An 18,484-nucleotide genomic window follows, 5' to 3' on the forward strand; every position below is an offset into this window, starting at 1 on the left:
GACACCCGGTGCGCACCAGGTCCCGACAAGGGCGATGGCACAAGAATACGCGAGGTTCTGCAGGGGGTGGAAAAACGGCAAGATTTCTCCACGCACATTGCTGACAGAGTTCCTGACAAGAGGCGGACATCCTGAGCCGGTTCACGACGCAGACCTTCAGCGTCTCATTCCTTCCCACCCCCCTCTGTCCTGCCGGACATCTCCCCCGCAAGGGGGGAGATTGGGCCGTCATCGGCGTCCCTCCCAACCACCAGCGTTGCAGGAGAATTGCCCTGAGGGCAGGCAGAAACGGGCGTGACGGCGGAGCTGCCAATCTCCCCCCTTGTGGGGGAGATGTCCGGCAGGACAGAGGGGGGTGGGACGGAATGAGACGTAGGAAATGGTCGTCCCTCGGGCAGGTCAAGACGAAGGCCGGTCCAAACGAAAAAAAACCGGGCCAAGTGGAAAATGCCTCCACATGCTAGGGTCACGGCCTGGATCCCAGGGTCTGCGCGACGATGCTTGCGCGCCTGTTCCGCCCCAGAATGAGCGTGCGCTGGCGTCCGACCAATTTCCGCCCTGTGCCCTGGGCACTCCGGCAACTCCGCTCACGCACGAAAATTTTCTCTACCATGTCGGGTCTGCTACGGTCGGTTCGTCCTAGGGGACGAGGGGCCGGGATGGTCCGCATATCGAGGAAGGACGACAGATGCGCAGTTTCATCACCATGCTGGTCGCGGCGGCTATGACGATCATCGTCGGCGGCGCGGCGCTGGCCCAGGCGGCGGCCGACGGGGTCAAGAGCGGCTATGCCAAGGTCAACGGCGTCAACTACTACTACGAGATCCGCGGCGAGGGCGAACCGCTGCTGCTGCTGCACGGCGGGCTGGGCTCGATCGACATGTTCGGGCCGGTGTTGCCGGCGCTGTCGAAGGGCAGGCAGGTGATCGCGGTCGACCTCTACGGCCACGGCCGCACCGCCCTGACCGACCGCAAGATGAGCCTGATCGACATGGGCGACGACATGGCCGGGCTGCTCGAGCAGCTGGGCTACGACAAGGTCGACGCCATGGGCTATTCCATGGGCAGCGGCGTGGCGATGCGGCTTGCGGTGCAGCATCCCGACATGGTGCGCCGCCTGGTGCTGGTCTCGGCCGGCTTTGCCCAGGATGGCTTCTATCCGGAAATGCTGCCGATGCAGGCCCAGGTGGGCGCCGCCATGGCCGAGATGATGAAGCCGACGCCGATGTACCAGTCCTATGCGGCCGTCGCCCCGAAGGTCGACGACTTTCCGAAGCTGCTCGACCTGATGGGCGAGATGATGCGCAAGCCCTTCGACTGGTCCGAGGACGTCAAGACGCTGAAGATGCCGGTGATGCTGGTCTATGGCGACAGCGACATGTATCGCCCCGAGCACATCGTGAAGTTCTACCAGCTGCTCGGCGGCGGGCTGAAGGACGCCGGATGGATGCGCGAGAACATGTCGCAGAACCGGCTGGCGATCATCCCCAACCGCACCCACTACGACGTCTTCTTCGCCCCCGAGCTGGCGGCGATGGCGCTGCCCTTCCTCAATGGCGAGACCAAGGTGAAGACCTGGGAGGAGCAGGTCAAGCAAGCGCAGTAGGCCCGGAATCCGGCTTTCCGGCCGCGCGGGACCGAAAGGGCACGCGCGGCCAAGGCCCTTGCCCGGCGGGGGCGAGGGGATGTATCGTTCCGGCACGCTGAGAATGCCCCATGCGGGCTTCGTAGGATGCGGCCAGCCGCCCCCGAGACACGGCTGGCGATGAGGCGGCCGAACCCTTGCCGCGCGGCGCGTGCCGCACGCTTTCGCCATTTCCGGCCGCAGTGAGGCGATGTTGCCGCGGAAGGAAAGTGGTCATGGCTATCTCATTGACAGTGCAGGAATATCTCGAGGACAACCACATCCATTACGACGCCACCAAGCATGCGCGGACCGGCTGTTCGATGATGACGGCCGAGGCTTGCCACGTGCCCGGCAATGCGATCGCCAAGGGTGTGGTGCTGAAATGGGACGACGGCTACGTGCTCGCCGTGCTGCCGGCCACCCGCCATGTCGATCTGGCGCGGATGCGCGAGATCATCGGCGACAAGATCAGGCTGGCCACCGAGGGGGAGGCCAGCTCGCTGTTCCCCGACTGCGAGGAGGGCGCTGTGCCGATCCTTGGCGTGCCCTACCGGGTGGCCTGCGTCATCGACGAGCAGCTGCGCCGCGGCGGCGACATCTATTTCGAGGGCGGCGACCACCGTACGCTGGTGCACGTCACCGGCGACGAGTTCGGCAGGCTGATGTACGGCATGCCGCAGGCGCGCATCAGCTGGTAGCCGGGGCCGTTCCTGGCCGGCGGGCGGCCAACGAAATGCCCGCTTGGTGTCACGCAACCGCCATTCGCCGGTCATGGTTGGCGGATAGGATGCTTGAGGTCGAATGGTCACGAACGGAGGCGACTATGGCCGGTAACCCGGAACCGACGCTTGAGGAACTGCTGCGCGAACCCATCATCCTGACCTTGATGGAACGCGACGGATACAGTGCCGACGACATCCGCCTTCTGGCGCGGCAGGCGACGGAGAAATCCCGCCTCGGCGCCGGCGCAAGGAGCTTTGCCCCATCGATGCGGGCCGCCGCCCGGCAGAACGCCTGCCTCGCTGCTTGCCGTTGAAGGCACCACGATCGCCAAATAGGGAACGCAAGCCGTCGCCATGCCGCGGCATGGCGACGGCCTTGCAATGTCGTTCAGCCCGGATTGCAGGTCATGCCGTTGCGCTGGCGGCCTGCAACAACACATTTGCATTGTCTTCGGTCGTCTATTCTATGATGGTTATCGACAGATCGTCTTTCTTCAGCGTTTCCCGCGAACCGACGCACGAACGGGTTACGGCCCGTCGCGGAGCGTCACGGGTGCTTCCGAAATCGCACGTCGCAGCTGCTTGGGCTCGTACGGCTTCTGCAGTGTGAATTCGTTGTCGTACTCGGTCGTAAGGCCGGCGGAACCGTAACCGGTAGCGAATACGAAAGGTATGCCGCGTCGGCGGAGGATCGCAGCTACGGGAAAGGATTTTTCGCCTCCCAGATTTATGTCGAGAATTGCGAAGTCCACGTCCCCTCGGCCGGCAAATTCCATGGCCTTATCCAGAGAAGCAATAGACGCTACCACTTGATGTCCCATGTCGGACAGAAGATCCTCCAACAGCATTGCGAGAATGAACTCATCCTCGACTATCAGAATCCGTCGAGTTTGCTGCGTCACGCCGTCCTCCAAGGAACTTTTGTCCGGCGGGCAGGGGTGCAACGATCCTGCACTCAAGGCCGGTAGACGCATAGTCAACGCGCACTTCGCCACCGAGTTCCGATGCCAGAGCGCGCTCGATCAGGCGTGAACCGAATCCTTTGCGCTTGGGTTTCATGACGCGTGGGCCGCCACTCTCTTCCCAACGGAGAACAAGCTGGCGGTCGGCGTCTTTACCTTCGATCTGCCAAACGATCGCGACACTTCCATCTTTGCACGACAGCGCACCGTACTTGGCAGCGTTGGTGCTGAGTTCGTGCAAGGTCATGGAAATCGCAAGCGCCGTACTTGGCGCAAGCCGGACGTCGGGCCCTTCGATCCTGAAGCGATTTGCGACTCCCGAATGTGGCTGGATCGTGTCTGAGACGATGTCGACTAGTTTTGCACTCTGCCAGCTTTCGCGCGTCAGCACGTCATGCGCCTTCGCCAAATTGAACAGTCGTGCGCTAAATGCACTATGTGCTTCTTCCAGCGTCGATGCTTGCCCGAGTGTCTGGGAAGCGATGGCCTGGATGACCGCCATGGTATTTTTGACGCGGTGGTTGAGTTCGCGCATCAGGGTATCTCGTGTTTCGTCGGCGCGACGCCGCTCAGTCATGTCGCGCGAGATGTTGGACGCGCCCACGACCTTGCCGCCCCCATCCCTGATCGGGGATATGGTCAGCGAAACCCAGATGGTCCTTTCGTCCTTACGCTTGCGAAGCGTTTCGAGGTGCTGGATATGCTCGCCCTTTTGAAGGCGGCGCAGGATATCCGCCTCTTCCTCGCGGCGATCATGCGGCACCAATGTCATGATAGACTTGCCGATGATCTCATCGGCTTCATAGCCAAACAGACGCTGCGCGCCTTTGTTCCAACTGGTTATAGTGCCCTCGAGGGTCTTGCTGACTATCGCGTCGTCGGAATATTCGACGATTGCGGCGAGCCGTTCCGCAAGGTCCCCGGCGCGTTTGCGCTCGGTAATGTCCACCAGCATGTTCACCGCGCCGATGATTGCGCCTGCGGCATCGCGCAACAGCGTGGGATATTCGAGGAATGGCACTCGGATACCGTCAGGCCGTTCGGCAACGGCTTCCGCGCCCCGCACCGCCCTCTCTTCTTTCAGGGAAATGGCCAACTGACACTGGCCTAGAGGCAGCGGTGTGCCGTCAGGTCGGTACATACGCCACGAGCCGGCCCACTTCTCTGTACCCAATCTGGGATTGCGGCCCCACAAGTCTGCGGCAGCCGGATTGTAGGACGTGATCCGGCCTTCCGCGTCTGTCGTGTAGATGGCGCCCGGCAGGGCTTCGATAAGGTCCTGCAGGCGCTGCTCGCTCGCGCGAAGGATATTTTCACCCTCCCTGCGTTCGGTGACATCTTCGATGGCGAGCAGGATCAGATCGTCGCGGCCGCCTCCCCGAGAGAGCCTGCGAGCGTTCAGCAACATGCACCGCCGTCCGATCTCACGAAACTGGTGCTCGACCTCATAATCGGTGACTTCCCGGTTCAATGAAAGGACCTCATCGAGAAGTGCGCGCAGGGCGGGTATGTCCCACTGCCCATTGCCGAGATCATACAGCGGGTGGCCCTCGGTTTGATTTGCGGCAACCTTGAACAACTCATAGAAGGCCGGATTGGCGGACTGAACACGCAGGTCGGTGTCGAGCACAAGCAAGGGCTGCCGGACGGTGCTGACAATGGCCTCGGCATAGATCCTCGCGTCGTCGACCGCCAGCGCGGCTGCCCTCCGCAGCGTTATGTCGCTGAAAGTGACGACGACGCCGGCAATGTGGTTGTTGCGCGTGCGGTACGGGAGCATGCGCCGCAGATACCAGCGCCCCGTGTCGCTGCGGACTTCGGCTTCCTTGGTCGTGAGCGTCTTGAGCACCGTCTCGGCGTCCGCGAGCAGGTATTCGTCGGAGAATTTCCGCGCGAAATGGGTTATTGGCCGGCCGATGTCCGACGTCACGAGATCAAACAGTTCCTTTGTTGCTGGCGCGAACCACGTAATCGCTAGATCGTTGTCGAGAAACAACGTAGCTGTTTGCGACCCCGCCAGCAGATTGTTGAGGTCGTTGGTGATCCGTTCCAGTTCGGCAATCTTGTTCTCGAGCTGATTGTTGACGGTGATCAGTTCCTCGTTGAATGATTGCAGTTCCTCCTTGGAGGTTTCCAGCTCCTCATTGGTGGACTGAAGCTCCTCGTTGATCGAGGTCGCTTCCTCATTCGACGCTTTCAGCTCCTCGTTGGCGGCTTCCAGATGTTCGATCGTGTTGCGCAATTCCAACCGCATCGAAGCCAGCTCTTCCTGCATCCGATCGCCGGAGCTCGCTTCTCCGGCATCTTCGCTTGGAGGCGGTGGTTCAAGATCGTCAGGCGGCAGTCCGGGCATGAAGCTGACGAGGATAAACCTGCTGCCTTGTGGCGAGGCGGGTAGCGGGACCACCGTCATGGTGACGCCTCGCGACGATCCGCTCATGTATAGGCGGCCATGGACTGTGACACTTTTCTCGCTCTTGGAGGCTTCGCGCATCGCTCCACGCAGTTTCAAGGCGAGGCCCTCGCGGGCCATGGCCAGCAAATCCCTGGTGGGCTCGCCCGGCGGCTGTTCCAGATAGTCGCTCGTCGTTCCGTGGAAGTAGACGACCCGTCCCTTCTGGTCGACGAGTACGGAGGCTGGGGCGTAGCGCTCCACCAATGCGCGCCGCGCGATGTCGGCGATAGATGTCGAGGCGCCTTCCGCCGACATGTGCAGCAGCTCGCCAGCCAATTCCGCCCCCATCGAACCGGGCGGCTGCCGATAATCGATAAGGTCGTGCCTCGTAGGCCCTATCCGCTGGTAAATCCGCCATTTCTTGGAAACCGTGTCAAAGAGATCGCCATTTCGCCCGATCGTCTCGGCGGTGCCGAGAAACAGGTGTCCGTCCGGACGCAGGGCGAAATGGCAGAGTGGGATGATGCGCTGCTGCGCCTCCGGCTCGAGATAGATCAGGAAATTGCGGCAGGAAACGATGTCCAGCCGCGAGAACGGCGGATCGCGCAGCATGTCCTGCGCCGCAAACACCACCATGTCGCGGAGCTGCTTGGTCACCTGAAAGGAGCCGTCGAGCCTTTCGAAGAAGCGGCGGGTTCGTTCCGGGAAGAAATCGGCCAGCGCGGCCGCCGGGTAGACGCCGTTGCGCGCTTTGCGCAGATTGTCCTGCTGCACATCAGTGGCGAAAACTTTCACATCGAAGTGTTTCCCGGCGGCTTCGGCATGCTCCGTCAAAAGCATGGCGATGGAATAGGCTTCCTCTCCCGTGGCACACGCGGGTACCCAAACCCGAACCGCTTCACCACTGGCGCGTTCAGCGACGAGGGGATTGATTACGAGTTCGCCAAGCGCCTGCCATGCCTCGGGGTCGCGGAAGAAGCCGGTCACGCTGATCATCAGATCGGTGACAAGGGCGGAAACCTCCTGTGGATTGGTGTTCAAGTCGTCGAGATATTCTGCGATCGTCTCGATGTTCCTCAGCCCCAGGCGACGATGGATGCGCCGCCTGAGTGTGTTGCGCTTGTAGCTACCAAAATCGTGTCCGTGGCGAGCGCGAAGGGTCTCCAGAATCTGGTCGATGATTCCCTCGCCCGTTGGGGAGATGGGTTCGATCTCGGCAGGGTCGAAGACGTAGCCGTGATGGATGTAGGCGAGAAGGGTTTCCGGCATCCTCTCCGGCGCCAGTACGTGGTCGGCAAGACCCGCGGCGATCGCGCTCCTGGGCATGGCGTCGAATCTCGCCGTTTCCGGCGCTTGCACCAAGCTCATACCGCCTTGAGCTCTGATCTCCTTTAGGCCCTCGGTGCCGTTGCTCCCCGTGCCGGAAAGCACGATGGCGACCGAACGCTCGCGCTGCTGCTTGGCGATCGAGGCGAACAGAACATCGATCGGATGCCGCTGACCGCGCGCCTCCGACGGCTTCGAAACCTGCAGCCCACCCCCGGCCAGCTTTATCTCGCTGTCTGGGGCGATGACATAGACGTGGTCGGGCGCGATTTGCATTCCGTCCCGGACCTGCGCGACAGGCATTTTCGTGTACCCGCCCAGGATGCGGGCCATCTCGCTCTCACGCTTGGGGTCGAGATGCAACACGACGACGAATGCGCACCCGCTGTCGACCGTCATGGCATCGAAGAAGCCGCTCAGGGCTTCGATGCCGCCTGCCGAGGCTCCGATGCCGACGACCGTAATGGCCGCATGCGAAGTTTCGTTGGCCTCCGCCTCGGTGGTGCGGCTTCGTCGCACCTTCGAAGCGCGCCTGGACCGATCTTCCTGTTTATCTGTTTGTTTCGCCATCGGCGCCTCTACAAGGATACACGGCTGGCGTCACAGAACGACGACCGTCCGCGCTTCCTAAGAACGCGCAAAAACTCGGATGGATGCCACAATAAATGTCACTGAACTCCAAGCCAGCGATTTCCAGCTCTTGGTCCGTCTTGGAAGAACGTGGGGCATCGATGCTTGGAACAATCGTATCCCTGAATGGAGCTGGCTGCGTCCTTGGCCGTTCGGATGCTATCGGCATCCATCCCAACATCGCCAACGCCTATCGGCTGCGCGCCGAACGTTTCACCGATGCATTTCCTGGCACAAATCTTCGTGACGGGCGCCGGAAGCCTCTCTTGCGGCTTCAACCCGTCATGGACAGCCCGACCCATCTCTCGCTCTCGGAGACACCCGCATCCTGGCCGACATCGAGGACGCGGAGCGCAGCGCCGGTGCGGGCGGTCGATGATGATCGATCTCGACCGTCATGTGGCGTTACCTGCTCCTTGACCACGGCCTCGAGGTGATTTGTCTGGTGCAGGCGCCTATCTCGGCGTAGCGGCGGCAGCCGCGATCGCACCAGCGACGCGCTGGACGTCCGACGATTGTAGGACGCTCGTGGCGACGCGAATGGAATTGATAGGCTTCATCGAGAATCTCGAGCCGGCGCTGACGGCGATGCCACGGGAGGCCAGGGTTACCAGCGCAAAGTTCTCCGACTCGACCGGGATCAGCACGCACAGCCCTTCGCCTTCGTTGATCTCCACGCCATGATCGAGCAAGGCCGAGGCCAGCGCATGCCGACGCTCGCGATATATCGTTCTTGCCCGGCGCACGACGTTGTCCGTTTCGGCATCCTGAAGGAGCCAAGACACTGCACCCTGGAGAATCCTGCTCGTCCAGCCTGCGCTGAAGCTTCGATATGACTGGATCTGTTCCACAACGCTCGCGGAACTCGACAAGATCGCCAGCCTCAAATCCGGCCCCAACGTCTTCGAATACGACAGGATATGGATGACTCGGTCCGGAAAGCGACGACCCAATGAGTGTCGGTCCGCTTCGGAGACGTCGCCCACGCCGTCGTCTTCTATGACGAGCGCCCCGGAACCTTCCAGCACGTCGCCCAAGGCTTCAAGTCTCTCTCTTGAGAGGGAGGTGCCGGTAACAGAGTGTACCCTCGGCTGGAAAAGGAACGCGACGGGATTTGCCTTCATCGCCTCCGCCAGTGCTTCCGGGATTGGCCCCAGACGGTCGCACGCAACCGGGATAATCGGGACGTTGAGGTCTTCCAGAATGTCCAGCAGGCGCATGGCCGTCGGATCCTCGATCGCGACCGGTGCGCCAGGCGGGACGAGTGCATGCAGCAGCGTGTAGACGGCGTTGTATCCGCCGTTCGTGACGAGGAAGGCTCCGGGATCGTAAGGCCATGTCGGCCTCACGACCGCCTCGAGTTCCGGCAGGATGCGGACACGCTCATAGCTGTTCAACTGGCTGGCCTTCGCTCCATGCACCAACGCCTGTTCGAGCGAGGGCAGCAATTCGACATCTGGAGAGGCGAGCCCGAGATTCAGAACATCCGGGCCATAGTTGCCGCTGCTTATCAGGCGCGTCGGACGTGGGGCAAAACGATCGCCCATCACCCAGGCGCCGTTCCGGCCCCGCCCGCCGATGACCTTGTGGCGGCGCAGATCGGCCCAGGCGATCGAGACCGTCGCCGGACTTATCCCAAGCCTGAAGGCAAGATCACGCACGGACGGCAGCTTGGTGCCGACGGGCAGGCGCCCTGAGCGGATCATCGCGCCGGTCTCGAGCGCTATGCCGCGCGAGGTCCGATCGCCAAGCCGATCCGCAAACCACTGTGCATCATATCGATCAACCATCGCCAGCAACTTTAAATGTTTAATGTCATAATAACATTTGCTGGAACTGGCTTAAACATTTACGGAGCTTTCGTCAAATACGCCGGCACGAGGAATTTCATGCGCGTTCCGATCAAAATCGCCACCCGAGACTGGGACTATCTGACGCCGCTGATCCTGGGTGACGTGACGTCGGAACGCATCGACCTTCAGGTCGACCGGGTCGGGACGCTGATCCCCGACCTTGCTGCGAGCGATGTCTATGATGCCGCCGAAGTGTCCTTCAGCCGCTACACCTCTGCCATGGCGGAAGGCATCGACACGATTGTAGGCATTTCCTGCTTCATCATGCGCGGCTTTCGCCACCGGTGCATCATCACGACCGAAGCGAGTCCTATGACCAAGCTGTCGGACCTTGCCGGCAAGCGCATCGGCGTCACCGGCTGGCGCGACTCGGGCAACACCTGGACGCGGGCGGCGCTGCGGCGCGAAGGCGTCGGTGTCGAAGATGCATTCTGGGTCGCCGGACGCCTGACGGCCGATCATCCGGTCGTCGACCGGTTGGATGGCTTTGGTCGCCCTGGACGTATCGAGGCAGCGCCCGGCGAGCGCCCGATGATGGAGCTCCTCGCGGAAGGAGAGCTCGACGCCATCTTCACTCCGTTCATGCCGCACGGCTACTTCGAGAACGGTTCAGGCTTCCGCCAGTTGCTGCCCGACTTCCCGGCCGCGGAAAAGGCCTATTTCGACCAAGTCGGCTATGTGCCCGGCATGCATATCGTTGCGGTCAAGGCAAAGCTCGCCGAGCAGTACCCCTGGCTTCCTGGCGAGGTGGCGCGCCTCGTGGATGAAAGTCAGCGGGTCTGGACGGCCAAGCGGCGCAAATACGCCGAAACGACGCCGTGGATCTTCGATGAGTTGCTGCGCTCGTCACGCGACCTGCCGACTAGCTGGAACGACAGCGGGCTCGAAGCCAATTCCGCAATGATCAAGGACTTCATCACCGAACTGCGCGAGCAGGGCGTCCTGAAGGCCGACCTTACACCCCAGTCGCTTTTTCCCTTTGAAGCCAAGCTTCCGGCGAAAGCTGCCTGAAGCAATTCACCAACATCATGGAGGAGAATATCATGAAGAAATCGCTTTGCATTCTGGCCTCGCTCGCGGCCTTGCTGGCTGCGAACACGGCCTGGTCCCAGGACATCCAGAAGCAGACCCAGAACGACGAGTTGCGCGCACGCCTGCCGCAGGAGATTCGCGACGCGGGCAAGATGGTCGCCGTCAACAACGGGTCGTTCCCTCCCTATGAAATCGTCACCGGTACCGAACTGACCGGCGCCACCAAGGATATCTCGACAGCCATTGGCGAATTGCTCGGGATTGCCATCGACCATGCATCGGTTGCCGGTCTTCCGGCACTGCTCAGCGGCGTCAATTCCGGACGCTATCAGTTCGCCATGGGGCCGGTCGGCGACTATCCCGACCGCCAGAAGGCCAACGACTTCGTTGACTGGGCGCGCGAGTATGTAGTCTTCGCCGTCGAGAAGGGCAATCCCGCGGGCATCACCTCGCTCGATGCGACCTGCGGCAAGCGCATCGCCGTGATGGCCGGCGGCTCGGCGGAAAAGGTCATCAAGGAGCAGTCGGGAAAGTGCGTTGGCGCCAGCAAGCCGGCGGTCGAGGTGCAGTCCTTCACGGATCAGCCCAGCTCGATCCTCGCCGTGCGCTCGAAGCGCTCCGATGCATTCTTCTCCTCGCAGGCACCGCTGACCTATTTCGTACAGCAGGCCAATGGCCAGCTCGAGTTGGCAGCCGTCGGTCAGGCCAACGGTTTCAAGGACATCTACCAGGGTGCAGTCGTCAAGAAGGACTCACCGCTGGGCGGCGTGCTGCTCGACTCGTTCAAGATCCTGAAAGAGAACGGCACCTATGCCCAGATCATGAAGAAGTGGGGTCTTGAGAACAACATCATCGACACCCCCGGCATCAATCAAGGGCAGTAAGGGCCAATGTCCAGTTCCGCTCCGATCCAGACGGAGGACGCGCTGCGCGACGTAAAACTCGCGCACGTACCGTTCCCCCTCACGCGCGTGGCCCTGTGGGCCATCACCTTGGTCGTCGCTCTCGGCTTCGCCTATATCGTGGCGGTCAATCCGAACTTCGGCTGGCCGGTCGTTGGTCAGTACTTCTTCGACCCGACCGTCATGCAGGGCCTGTGGGTGACGCTCGGCCTGACGGTCGTCGCAATGATCATCGGCGTCGTCCTCGGGCTGATCCTGGCCATTGCACGCATGTCGCAGGATCGGCTGGCGTCTTCGCTGGCCGGCCTGTTCATCTGGTTCTTCCGCGGAACACCGCTGCTCGTTCAGCTCATCTTCTGGTACAACATGTCGACGCTGTTCCCGCGCATTTCCATCGGAATCGCGAGCTGGGACACGAATGACCTCATCACCCCCCTGACGGCCGCCATCGTTGGTCTTGCTCTCAACGAAGCGGCTTACATGGCGGAGATCATTCGCGGCGGCCTGCTTTCGGTGGACAGGGGCCAGGCCGAGACGGCGCAAGCCTTCGGCATGACCAAGGCGCGTGCGCTCAGGCGCATCATCATTCCGCAGGCGATGAGGTCCATCGTGCCGCCGACCGGCAACCAGTTGATCAGCATGATCAAGGCAACCTCGCTGGTCAGCGTCATCGCCATGGCCGATCTGCTCTACTCCGTCCAGTCGATCTACAACCGGACATTCGAGATCATCCCGATGCTCTTGGTGGCGGTGCTTTGGTACCTGCTCATCACGTCGATCCTGAATGTCGGGCAGGGCGCCATCGAACGCTATTACAATCGCGGCGAGCGCGGTGCGGCCGCCACGGATCGGAAGAAGGAAAATGCCATGCCTGCGGGAGCCGCCGATGAGCGCGTCTGAAACCGTCCTCGTACGTGCCCGTGGTGTCCACAAGGCATTCGGTCCGCTGGAGGTCCTGAAGGGCATCGACCTCGATGTCGCGGCCGGCGAAGTGGTGGTCATCCTCGGGCCGTCCGGTTCGGGCAAGTCGACCTTCCTCCGCTGCATCAATCATCTCGAGACGATCGACCAGGGCTTCGTCGAGGTGGACAAGGAGCAGATCGGCTTCCGCCTCAAGAACGGCCGCCTATACAAGCTCGGCAGCCGCGATATTGCCGCCCAGCGCAGCAGGATCGGAATGGTGTTCCAGCAGTTCAATCTCTACCCGCACATGACGGCCCTCGAGAACGTCATCGAGGCGCCCGTCGGCGTGCACAAGCAGAACCGGGCTGAAGCCACGCGCCATGCCCGCGAACTCCTCACGCGTGTCGGGCTTGCCGAGAAGGTCGACGCTTATCCTAGGCAATTGTCCGGTGGCCAGCAGCAACGCGTGGCGATTGCCCGTGCATTGGCGATCCGTCCGCGGTTGATGCTGTTCGACGAACCCACTTCCGCCCTCGACCCGGAGCTCGTGGGCGAGGTTCTGGCGACGATGCGTGATCTGGCCAGGGAAGGGCTCACCATGATCGTGGTCACCCACGAGATTGGTTTTGCCAAGGAAGCGGCTGACCGTGTCGTGTTCATGGATGGAGGCGTCGTGGTCGAGCAGGGTCCGCCCGCTGAGGTCCTGACCAATCCCAGGCATCCGCGCACCAGAAGTTTCCTCAGCCGCTTCATCTGACCGCTGGGCCTGACCAAGCAAGAATGCCTCATGTCTCAAGCTTCAAACCAGTTCGCCCGTATTGAGGATTTCGAGGACGGGGCTGCCAAACTTGTCGAAATGCGCAGGCATCTGCATGCGCATCCGGAACTGTCGTTCGAAGAAGTAGAAACGGCCGCCTATGTCGCCGAGCGGCTCGAAGGCTGGGGCTACGAGGTGACACGCAATGTCGGCGGCCTCGGGGTCGTCGGCCGGCTGAAGCAGGGCGAGGGCGGCCGCAGCATCGCCATACGCGCCGACATGGACGCCCTGCCGATCCAGGAGGCGACCGGCTTGCCTTATGCGAGCACCACGAACGGCAAGATGCACGCCTGCGGCCATGACGGCCACACGGCCATGCTGCTGGGCGCAGCCGAATATCTGGCACGCACGCGCCATTTCAACGGCACCGTCAACCTGATCTTCCAGCCGGCCGAGGAGGCAGGAAAGGGCAGTGGTGCCCAGGCTATGATCGACGACGGCCTTTTCGAGCGCTTTCCTTGCGATGCGATCTTTGGCCTGCACAACCATCCGGGTGCGCCGGCAGGAACCTTCCTCATGCGATCGGGGCCGCTGATGGCGGCCGCCGACACCGCGACGATCACCATCACTGGCCGTGGCGGCCACGCGTCGCGCCCGCATTTGACGGTCGATCCGATCGTGGTTGCGGCCAACATGGTCATGACGCTGCAGACCATCGTGTCCCGCAACGTCAATCCGACGGAAACCGCTGTCGTTACGGTCGGGACCATTCACGGCGGCACGGCGTCAAACGTCATCCCCGAAAGTGCCGAGATCGCCGTCAGCATCCGCTCATTCTCGCGGGAGGTGCGTGACACGCTCGAACAGCGCGTGCGTGATATCGCGACGTCCGTTGCCGGTGCCCACGGGGCCAGCGTTTCCATAGACTATGAGCGCGGCTATCCTGTGGTCACCAATTCGGAACAGGAGACCGCCTTCGCCACCACCGTGGTCCAGGAACTCGTGGGCGAGGACAAGGTGGGTGTCTGCCCGATGATCCCCGGCAGCGAGGATTTCGCCTATTTTCTGGAACACAAGCCAGGCTGCTTCCTGCGCCTCGGCAATGGCGAAAACTCGGCGATCCTGCATAGCTCAAGATATGACTTCAACGACGACAGCCTGACCGCTGGCGCGGCCATGTGGGCACGGCTCGCCGAGCGGTTTTTGTCAGCGTAGCGCGTCCGTAGCTTTCATCGGACGGCATTGCGCACGACGGGACGGGTAGCTTACGCAACGGCGTGAGCCGCGTTGGCCATTCTCCCGCGCCTAACCAACATCGCGGCAATTGTGCGAAGGGTTCACTCTGCACGCCGCATCAAGCGCCCTGGCGGCAGGACATGATGGACAAACAGCGAAAGGGCAGTTCGATGAGCTCATCAGGGCCATGAAGTATGTCGGCGTCGAAGATCAAGCTGTCGCCGGCGGCCATTCGGTAGATTTGGTCTCCATGACGGTAGGCGATCGTGCCTTGCAACACATACAGGAAGATCGTTCCCTCCCGACCGACTGAGGGAAAAGTATTCGTTTCATGATGCATTGTGATCAAGTGGGGTTCAACACTTAGACCAGCACTGCGGATATCTCCTAGGAGCTGTCGACAAGGCGCAGAGCGAAGCACGGTCGCGGCCCCAGGTGTTCCAGCCTTTGTGAATACAGCGGGACGTTCCCCGCCAAAGCAACTCACCAGCCAAGTGATTGGAACGGCTAATCCTCGAGATATCGCTTGCAAGGTCGTCAGCGAGGGGGAGATGCCTCCGTTTTCGATCTTTGACAGCATTCCTATGGACAGATCTGCAGCAGCCGCCAAGTCGCTGATTTTCATGCCATGTCGTGTTCGAATCGCGCGAACTGCTCGACCAATTGCGGAGTGCAATGATGGTTCCCTGGCGTTTTTCACTATCATCGTGACCTGCCGGGTTTGGGAAGGACGTGCGGCGGAGAGAGCGAAAATCAAGGGTGACCCGCCCAATCGGAGGCTCATCCAAGGTAGGACAAAAGGTTCTCGTGATGACTGGACCGGGAAGCGCCCGGTTCCATGCGCTCCCTCATCCCCGCTCTTGCAAACGGAGGATCCTGCCGGCCGGCGTCAGAAGTCCGGAAAAGAGCTGTAAGTGGAATGACCAGGGCCTGGGAAAGCGCCTGCAACGTCGACAGCGACGCCGATATAGTTCGAATCTCGATCTTGGACATCATGCCGAGCGAAAGACCGGCGGCCCGCGCACGTTCGGCCAAGGTAATTCCGCGTTGTCGGCGGCACGATCTCACCTTCTGTCCGATCGTCACCTCGAGAAAACTTCCAGCCAGGTATTGGCTGGCTTCCGCGACAGGCCACAAGCTTGGCGGCAGGCGGCCGCGTTCTTGCAAACGAACACGAGCATTGCTGACCGTTCTTCTCACCTGACACCTCCGATTTACCTGGATTCCGGGGCTGGCGCTGCATTCCGCAGCCAGCCAGCTTCCTGCGGCAGGGCAGTCTTGGGCACGCCCCGCGGGCGGACCTGACGCTCCAGATTTCGCCGGAGCTCGATCACAGGGCAGTGCGTCGGAAGCTCGATATCTGACAAGCGAAGGTTGTGGCCTTGCGCAACCGGTGTCCGGAGCCGGACATTTCTTGCCAGTGCGATCGGGAGGTACCCCATCTCAACGCTGCGAGCCGCAGTAGTCAGCTTGCCCCAGACGCAGAAACCGCCTTCGCCGTCCAGAATTTCGCCGGCAGCCAGATCGCGCTTTGCGACCGCGACGACGTCGGCCCCGAACCGCATTGGCGCGCCGGTAGGCTCGTTGCGAAGAGCCATGTGTGCAACCGAGATGCCGAGCTCCAGACCGATGAAGTGGAAGGGCTTGTACGTGCAGCCAAATCGTCCGCTGACGTCGGTGCTGATGCCGTATTCGCCGAAGCAGCGTGCGACATAATCGGAGGGTGCTTCGAAGACGGTGAAGACGCCCCATCTGAGGTGATCCGCCACCTCGCTGCCATCGTCGAGCACCGACGAGACGACCTCCACCCGGCCCGTGCCCGCGGGCATGTCGCCATTGTCGCGCGGCCTCAGCCGCTCTGCCAGGTCGCCCGCGCCGCAGGCAGGAAACTCCAAGCCATCGACAGGGGCATCGAGGCCGGTTGCATTGGCCACGGATGCCATTTCCAGGGCCGACTTCGTGCCGTCGAGGAACGAGTTGAACATCCTCGGGTTGAGGCGGCCTAGCCTGGCCTGCTGCGGCGTCAGGCTGTAGTGCTCCCAGACCGTGTCCGGCGTCGAATTGTGATAGTGGGGGCGGTGCTTGGTGCCCTTGCCGGCTGCAACCACATGGAAGCCCGAGGCACGCGCCCAGTCGACCATTTCGCAGATCAGTGCAGGCTGGTCGCCATAGGCCAGCGAGTAGATCACGCCCGCCCGCTTGGCCTCCGCGGCCAGTGCCGGGCCCACCAGGGCATCGGCCTCGACATTGACCATCAGCACATGCTTGCGGAAACGGAAGCACTCCAGCGCGTGCCGGGCGCCGGCGAGCGGATCGCCGGTTGCTTCGACAACGATGTCGACGAACGGGCTCCGGATCAGGTCGAGTGGATATTCGGTCAGCCCGATGCGTCCTTCGCGTACCGCGTCCTCGATGTTACGCCGGGAGACCATCTCCGCGGGATGGCCGGCGACCGTGAATGCCGCCTCGGCATTCCCAAGCGAAAGGTCCGCGATCGCCGCCAGCTGTAGACCGGGTGTCCTGAGGCACTGCGAAACGAACATCGAGCCGAACTTTCCGGCGCCGATCAGGCCGACGCGTATGCCGCGTCCTTGCGCCTCCAGGCTACAGAGCTTGGCGTGCAGGTTCATCGAGCGTCTCCATCGTGGTTGCAGTCAGCGCGTTGCTGCAGACAATCGGCACGGGATGGAAATGGCCGGCCGTTGCCGGCCGGCGTCGTGATCAACGGGCCGTCAGCGCTGATAGGCGGCCTTGGCGACCATCGTTCGCGTCGACAGCGCCCAGAACAGAAGGAAGCTGCTTGTCACCGTGGCCGGCGCGGAGAGCAGTTCCAGCTGCGGAATGGCGAGCAGCACGATGCCGATGGCAACCGCACCGAACCAGGCGACCATTCCAGGCGCATAGTAGGCCGGAAAATCGTCGTCTGGCCGCGCACCTTCCTCGCCGGTGCCGTCATGTTGCCCGCACAGGATGTAGGCCAGCGCGACGCCGACCCATGCGACCACGAATATCCCCTGATAGGCGAGCGCAACGAGCAGATACTGGAAGATATTTGCGAGCATCACGAAGTAGACGATGACGCCGACGATGATCGCCCAGACGTATTTCGGCATGTCGAGCTTGAACACCAGCCGGAAGAACGCCTGCATGTTGACGGTCGACAGATAGAAGTTGGTGGTGTTGATCCGGGTTTGGCTGATCCAGACGAACAGCAGGCCCAGAGCACCCATCATCACGATGAGAGCCTTGACGACGGAGACTTCTGACGTCGCCCCCTCGAGCGGGATCGTCTGCACGAGGAAGATCCCGACGAGGCCGTTCACGAAATAGGTGAGCGTGTAGAACGGCAGGCCGAAGTTGAAGATGGCGTGGTAGTTCTCGTCCTCCTGCTTGCCGAAGCGGGCAAAGTCGAACGTGCACATCATCATCCACCAGACGCCCATGAAGGCGATGAAGACATTGATCCAGCCATAGGGTGGAGCGCCGCCTTCCGGCGTCATCGTGAGCCAGGCGTTGCTGTAGCCGTAATGGGAAATCGCGTAGACCACCGTACCCATCAGGCCGAAGAGATACAGCGGCAGCAGGTAGCCGTTGAACTTGTCGAGCCAGTGCTGGACGCTGCCGAGGATCAGCGGCACGCTGTAGATGCAGACGATAAGTGCCGCGACCGCGAAGCTTAGGCCTTCGAAATAGTATGTCGCGGCGGTGGAAATCACCGAGCCTTCGAACACAGCGTAATAGATGCTGCTGACGGCGTAGATGAAGGTAGCGATCGCCGATCCGTAACGCCCGAACAGCATCCTGGAGAACAGCGAGACCGACAATCCCGAGCGGATCGCGTAGCGCGTGATCACGGCATTGATCGCCGAATACGAGATCACGGTCAGGATCAGGCCGATGATCGTGTTGGCCGTACCGTAGATCTCGGCGAGCGTAGCCGAGATGATCAGAAAGAACATGGCGCTGCAGATCGCCCAGAAAGCCATCGTGAGATTAAGCTTCGGCATGCGACCGCTCGGCGGCACGGGCCTTTGCGAATAGTCCAATTCACCTGCGACATCGATACTTCCAGACATAGCTCTCCTCCGTATTTCTTGTTCTTGGGCTATATTGGCTGAGGCGGCGGCAAGCCCGGTGCC

Annotated in this window: 15 protein-coding genes; 8 read left to right on the forward strand and 7 right to left on the reverse strand. The window is 61.7% G+C overall.

What is annotated here, in order from left to right; translation table 11 throughout:
- The first annotated feature begins 724 nt into the window (after nt 1–724).
- The 3 genes from PV773_RS11855 (at nt 725) to PV773_RS11865 (ending at nt 2,663) form a co-directional block, all read left to right on the forward strand.
- A complete protein-coding gene (locus tag PV773_RS11855; RefSeq protein ID WP_347966701.1) occupies nt 725–1,606 on the forward strand; it encodes an alpha/beta hydrolase in 882 nt (293 codons plus the stop codon).
- A gap of 254 nt (nt 1,607–1,860) precedes the next feature.
- Nucleotides 1,861–2,325 carry a YbaK/EbsC family protein gene (locus tag PV773_RS11860; RefSeq protein WP_347966532.1) on the forward strand — a complete coding sequence of 155 codons (465 nt, stop codon included), beginning with the start codon at nt 1,861–1,863 and terminating at the stop codon, nt 2,323–2,325.
- A gap of 89 nt (nt 2,326–2,414) precedes the next feature.
- Entirely contained in the window at nt 2,415–2,663 is a 249-nt protein-coding gene (locus tag PV773_RS11865) for a hypothetical protein (RefSeq protein ID WP_347966533.1), read from the forward strand.
- A 213-nt stretch (nt 2,664–2,876) separates the two neighbouring features.
- On the opposite strand, the gene PV773_RS11870 is transcribed toward PV773_RS11865, so the two are convergent.
- From PV773_RS11870 to PV773_RS11880, 3 genes are all read right to left on the reverse strand, one after another.
- Nucleotides 2,877–3,251 carry a response regulator gene (locus PV773_RS11870; protein ID WP_347966534.1) on the reverse strand — a complete coding sequence of 125 codons (375 nt, stop codon included), beginning with the start codon at nt 3,249–3,251 and terminating at the stop codon, nt 2,877–2,879.
- The gene (locus tag PV773_RS11875) at nt 3,211–7,602 is read right to left on the reverse strand and encodes a chemotaxis protein CheB (protein WP_347966535.1); all 4,392 of its coding nucleotides are present in this window, start codon (nt 7,600–7,602) and stop codon (nt 3,211–3,213) included. Before PV773_RS11875 ends, PV773_RS11870 begins: the two co-directional genes overlap by 41 nt.
- Before the next feature lie 515 nt (nt 7,603–8,117).
- Nucleotides 8,118–9,452, reverse strand: a complete 1,335-nt coding sequence (locus tag PV773_RS11880; protein ID WP_347966702.1) for a PLP-dependent aminotransferase family protein — start codon at nt 9,450–9,452, stop codon at nt 8,118–8,120.
- 99 nt (nt 9,453–9,551) lie between these two features.
- Between PV773_RS11880 and PV773_RS11885 the strand changes: the two genes are divergently transcribed.
- From PV773_RS11885 to PV773_RS11905, 5 genes are read left to right on the forward strand one after another with little or no spacing between them, the layout of a single operon-like run.
- A complete protein-coding gene (locus tag PV773_RS11885) occupies nt 9,552–10,526 on the forward strand; it encodes a nitrate ABC transporter substrate-binding protein (protein WP_347966703.1) in 975 nt (324 codons plus the stop codon).
- Nucleotides 10,527–10,558: 32 nt separating this feature from the next.
- Entirely contained in the window at nt 10,559–11,431 is an 873-nt protein-coding gene (locus tag PV773_RS11890) for an ABC transporter substrate-binding protein (RefSeq protein ID WP_347966536.1), read from the forward strand.
- Between the two features lie 6 nt (nt 11,432–11,437).
- A complete protein-coding gene (locus PV773_RS11895; RefSeq protein ID WP_347966537.1) occupies nt 11,438–12,349 on the forward strand; it encodes an amino acid ABC transporter permease in 912 nt (303 codons plus the stop codon).
- Nucleotides 12,336–13,109, forward strand: a complete 774-nt coding sequence (locus tag PV773_RS11900) for an amino acid ABC transporter ATP-binding protein (protein ID WP_347966538.1) — start codon at nt 12,336–12,338, stop codon at nt 13,107–13,109. The genes PV773_RS11895 and PV773_RS11900 overlap by 14 nt, the downstream gene beginning before the upstream one ends.
- Nucleotides 13,110–13,139: 30 nt before the next feature.
- Nucleotides 13,140–14,324, forward strand: coding sequence for a M20 aminoacylase family protein (locus PV773_RS11905; RefSeq protein WP_347966539.1), 1,185 nt, complete (start codon nt 13,140–13,142; stop codon nt 14,322–14,324).
- 139 nt (nt 14,325–14,463) lie between these two features.
- Here PV773_RS11905 and PV773_RS11910 read toward each other — a convergent pair whose 3' ends face one another.
- From PV773_RS11910 to PV773_RS11925, 4 genes are all read right to left on the reverse strand, one after another.
- On the reverse strand, nt 14,464–15,129 hold the full coding sequence (locus PV773_RS11910) for an XRE family transcriptional regulator (RefSeq protein WP_347966540.1): 666 nt from the start codon (nt 15,127–15,129) through the stop codon (nt 14,464–14,466).
- Complete coding sequence (locus tag PV773_RS11915) at nt 15,126–15,545, reverse strand: helix-turn-helix domain-containing protein (protein WP_347966541.1); 420 nt, start codon at nt 15,543–15,545, stop codon at nt 15,126–15,128. Before PV773_RS11915 ends, PV773_RS11910 begins: the two co-directional genes overlap by 4 nt.
- A gap of 14 nt (nt 15,546–15,559) precedes the next feature.
- Nucleotides 15,560–16,975, reverse strand: coding sequence for a flagellar biosynthesis protein FlgA (locus PV773_RS11920; RefSeq protein ID WP_347966542.1), 1,416 nt, complete (start codon nt 16,973–16,975; stop codon nt 15,560–15,562).
- A gap of 102 nt (nt 16,976–17,077) precedes the next feature.
- Nucleotides 17,078–18,352, reverse strand: coding sequence for an allantoin permease (locus PV773_RS11925; RefSeq protein WP_347966543.1), 1,275 nt, complete (start codon nt 18,350–18,352; stop codon nt 17,078–17,080).
- Nucleotides 18,353–18,484 lie beyond the last annotated feature (132 nt).

Source organism: Mesorhizobium sp. CC13 (genome assembly GCF_039907765.1).
In the GTDB taxonomy this organism is placed as follows: Bacteria; Pseudomonadota; Alphaproteobacteria; order Rhizobiales; family Rhizobiaceae; genus Aminobacter.

Coding starts and splice junctions, on each gene's coding strand:
- PV773_RS11900 (WP_347966538.1), top strand. CDS start 12,336: ATGAGCGCGTCTGAAACCGTCCTCGTACGTGCCCGTGGTGTCCACAAG.
- PV773_RS11875 (WP_347966535.1), bottom strand. CDS start 7,602: ATGGCGAAACAAACAGATAAACAGGAAGATCGGTCCAGGCGCGCTTCG.
- PV773_RS11925 (WP_347966543.1), bottom strand. CDS start 18,352: ATGCCGAAGCTTAATCTCACGATGGCTTTCTGGGCGATCTGCAGCGCC.
- PV773_RS11920 (WP_347966542.1), bottom strand. CDS start 16,975: ATGAACCTGCACGCCAAGCTCTGTAGCCTGGAGGCGCAAGGACGCGGC.
- PV773_RS11890 (WP_347966536.1), top strand. CDS start 10,559: ATGAAGAAATCGCTTTGCATTCTGGCCTCGCTCGCGGCCTTGCTGGCT.
- PV773_RS11865 (WP_347966533.1), top strand. CDS start 2,415: ATGCTTGAGGTCGAATGGTCACGAACGGAGGCGACTATGGCCGGTAAC.
- PV773_RS11910 (WP_347966540.1), bottom strand. CDS start 15,129: ATGAGCCTCCGATTGGGCGGGTCACCCTTGATTTTCGCTCTCTCCGCC.
- PV773_RS11860 (WP_347966532.1), top strand. CDS start 1,861: ATGGCTATCTCATTGACAGTGCAGGAATATCTCGAGGACAACCACATC.
- PV773_RS11885 (WP_347966703.1), top strand. CDS start 9,552: ATGCGCGTTCCGATCAAAATCGCCACCCGAGACTGGGACTATCTGACG.
- PV773_RS11855 (WP_347966701.1), top strand. CDS start 725: ATGACGATCATCGTCGGCGGCGCGGCGCTGGCCCAGGCGGCGGCCGAC.
- PV773_RS11895 (WP_347966537.1), top strand. CDS start 11,438: ATGTCCAGTTCCGCTCCGATCCAGACGGAGGACGCGCTGCGCGACGTA.
- PV773_RS11880 (WP_347966702.1), bottom strand. CDS start 9,452: ATGGTTGATCGATATGATGCACAGTGGTTTGCGGATCGGCTTGGCGAT.
- PV773_RS11905 (WP_347966539.1), top strand. CDS start 13,140: ATGTCTCAAGCTTCAAACCAGTTCGCCCGTATTGAGGATTTCGAGGAC.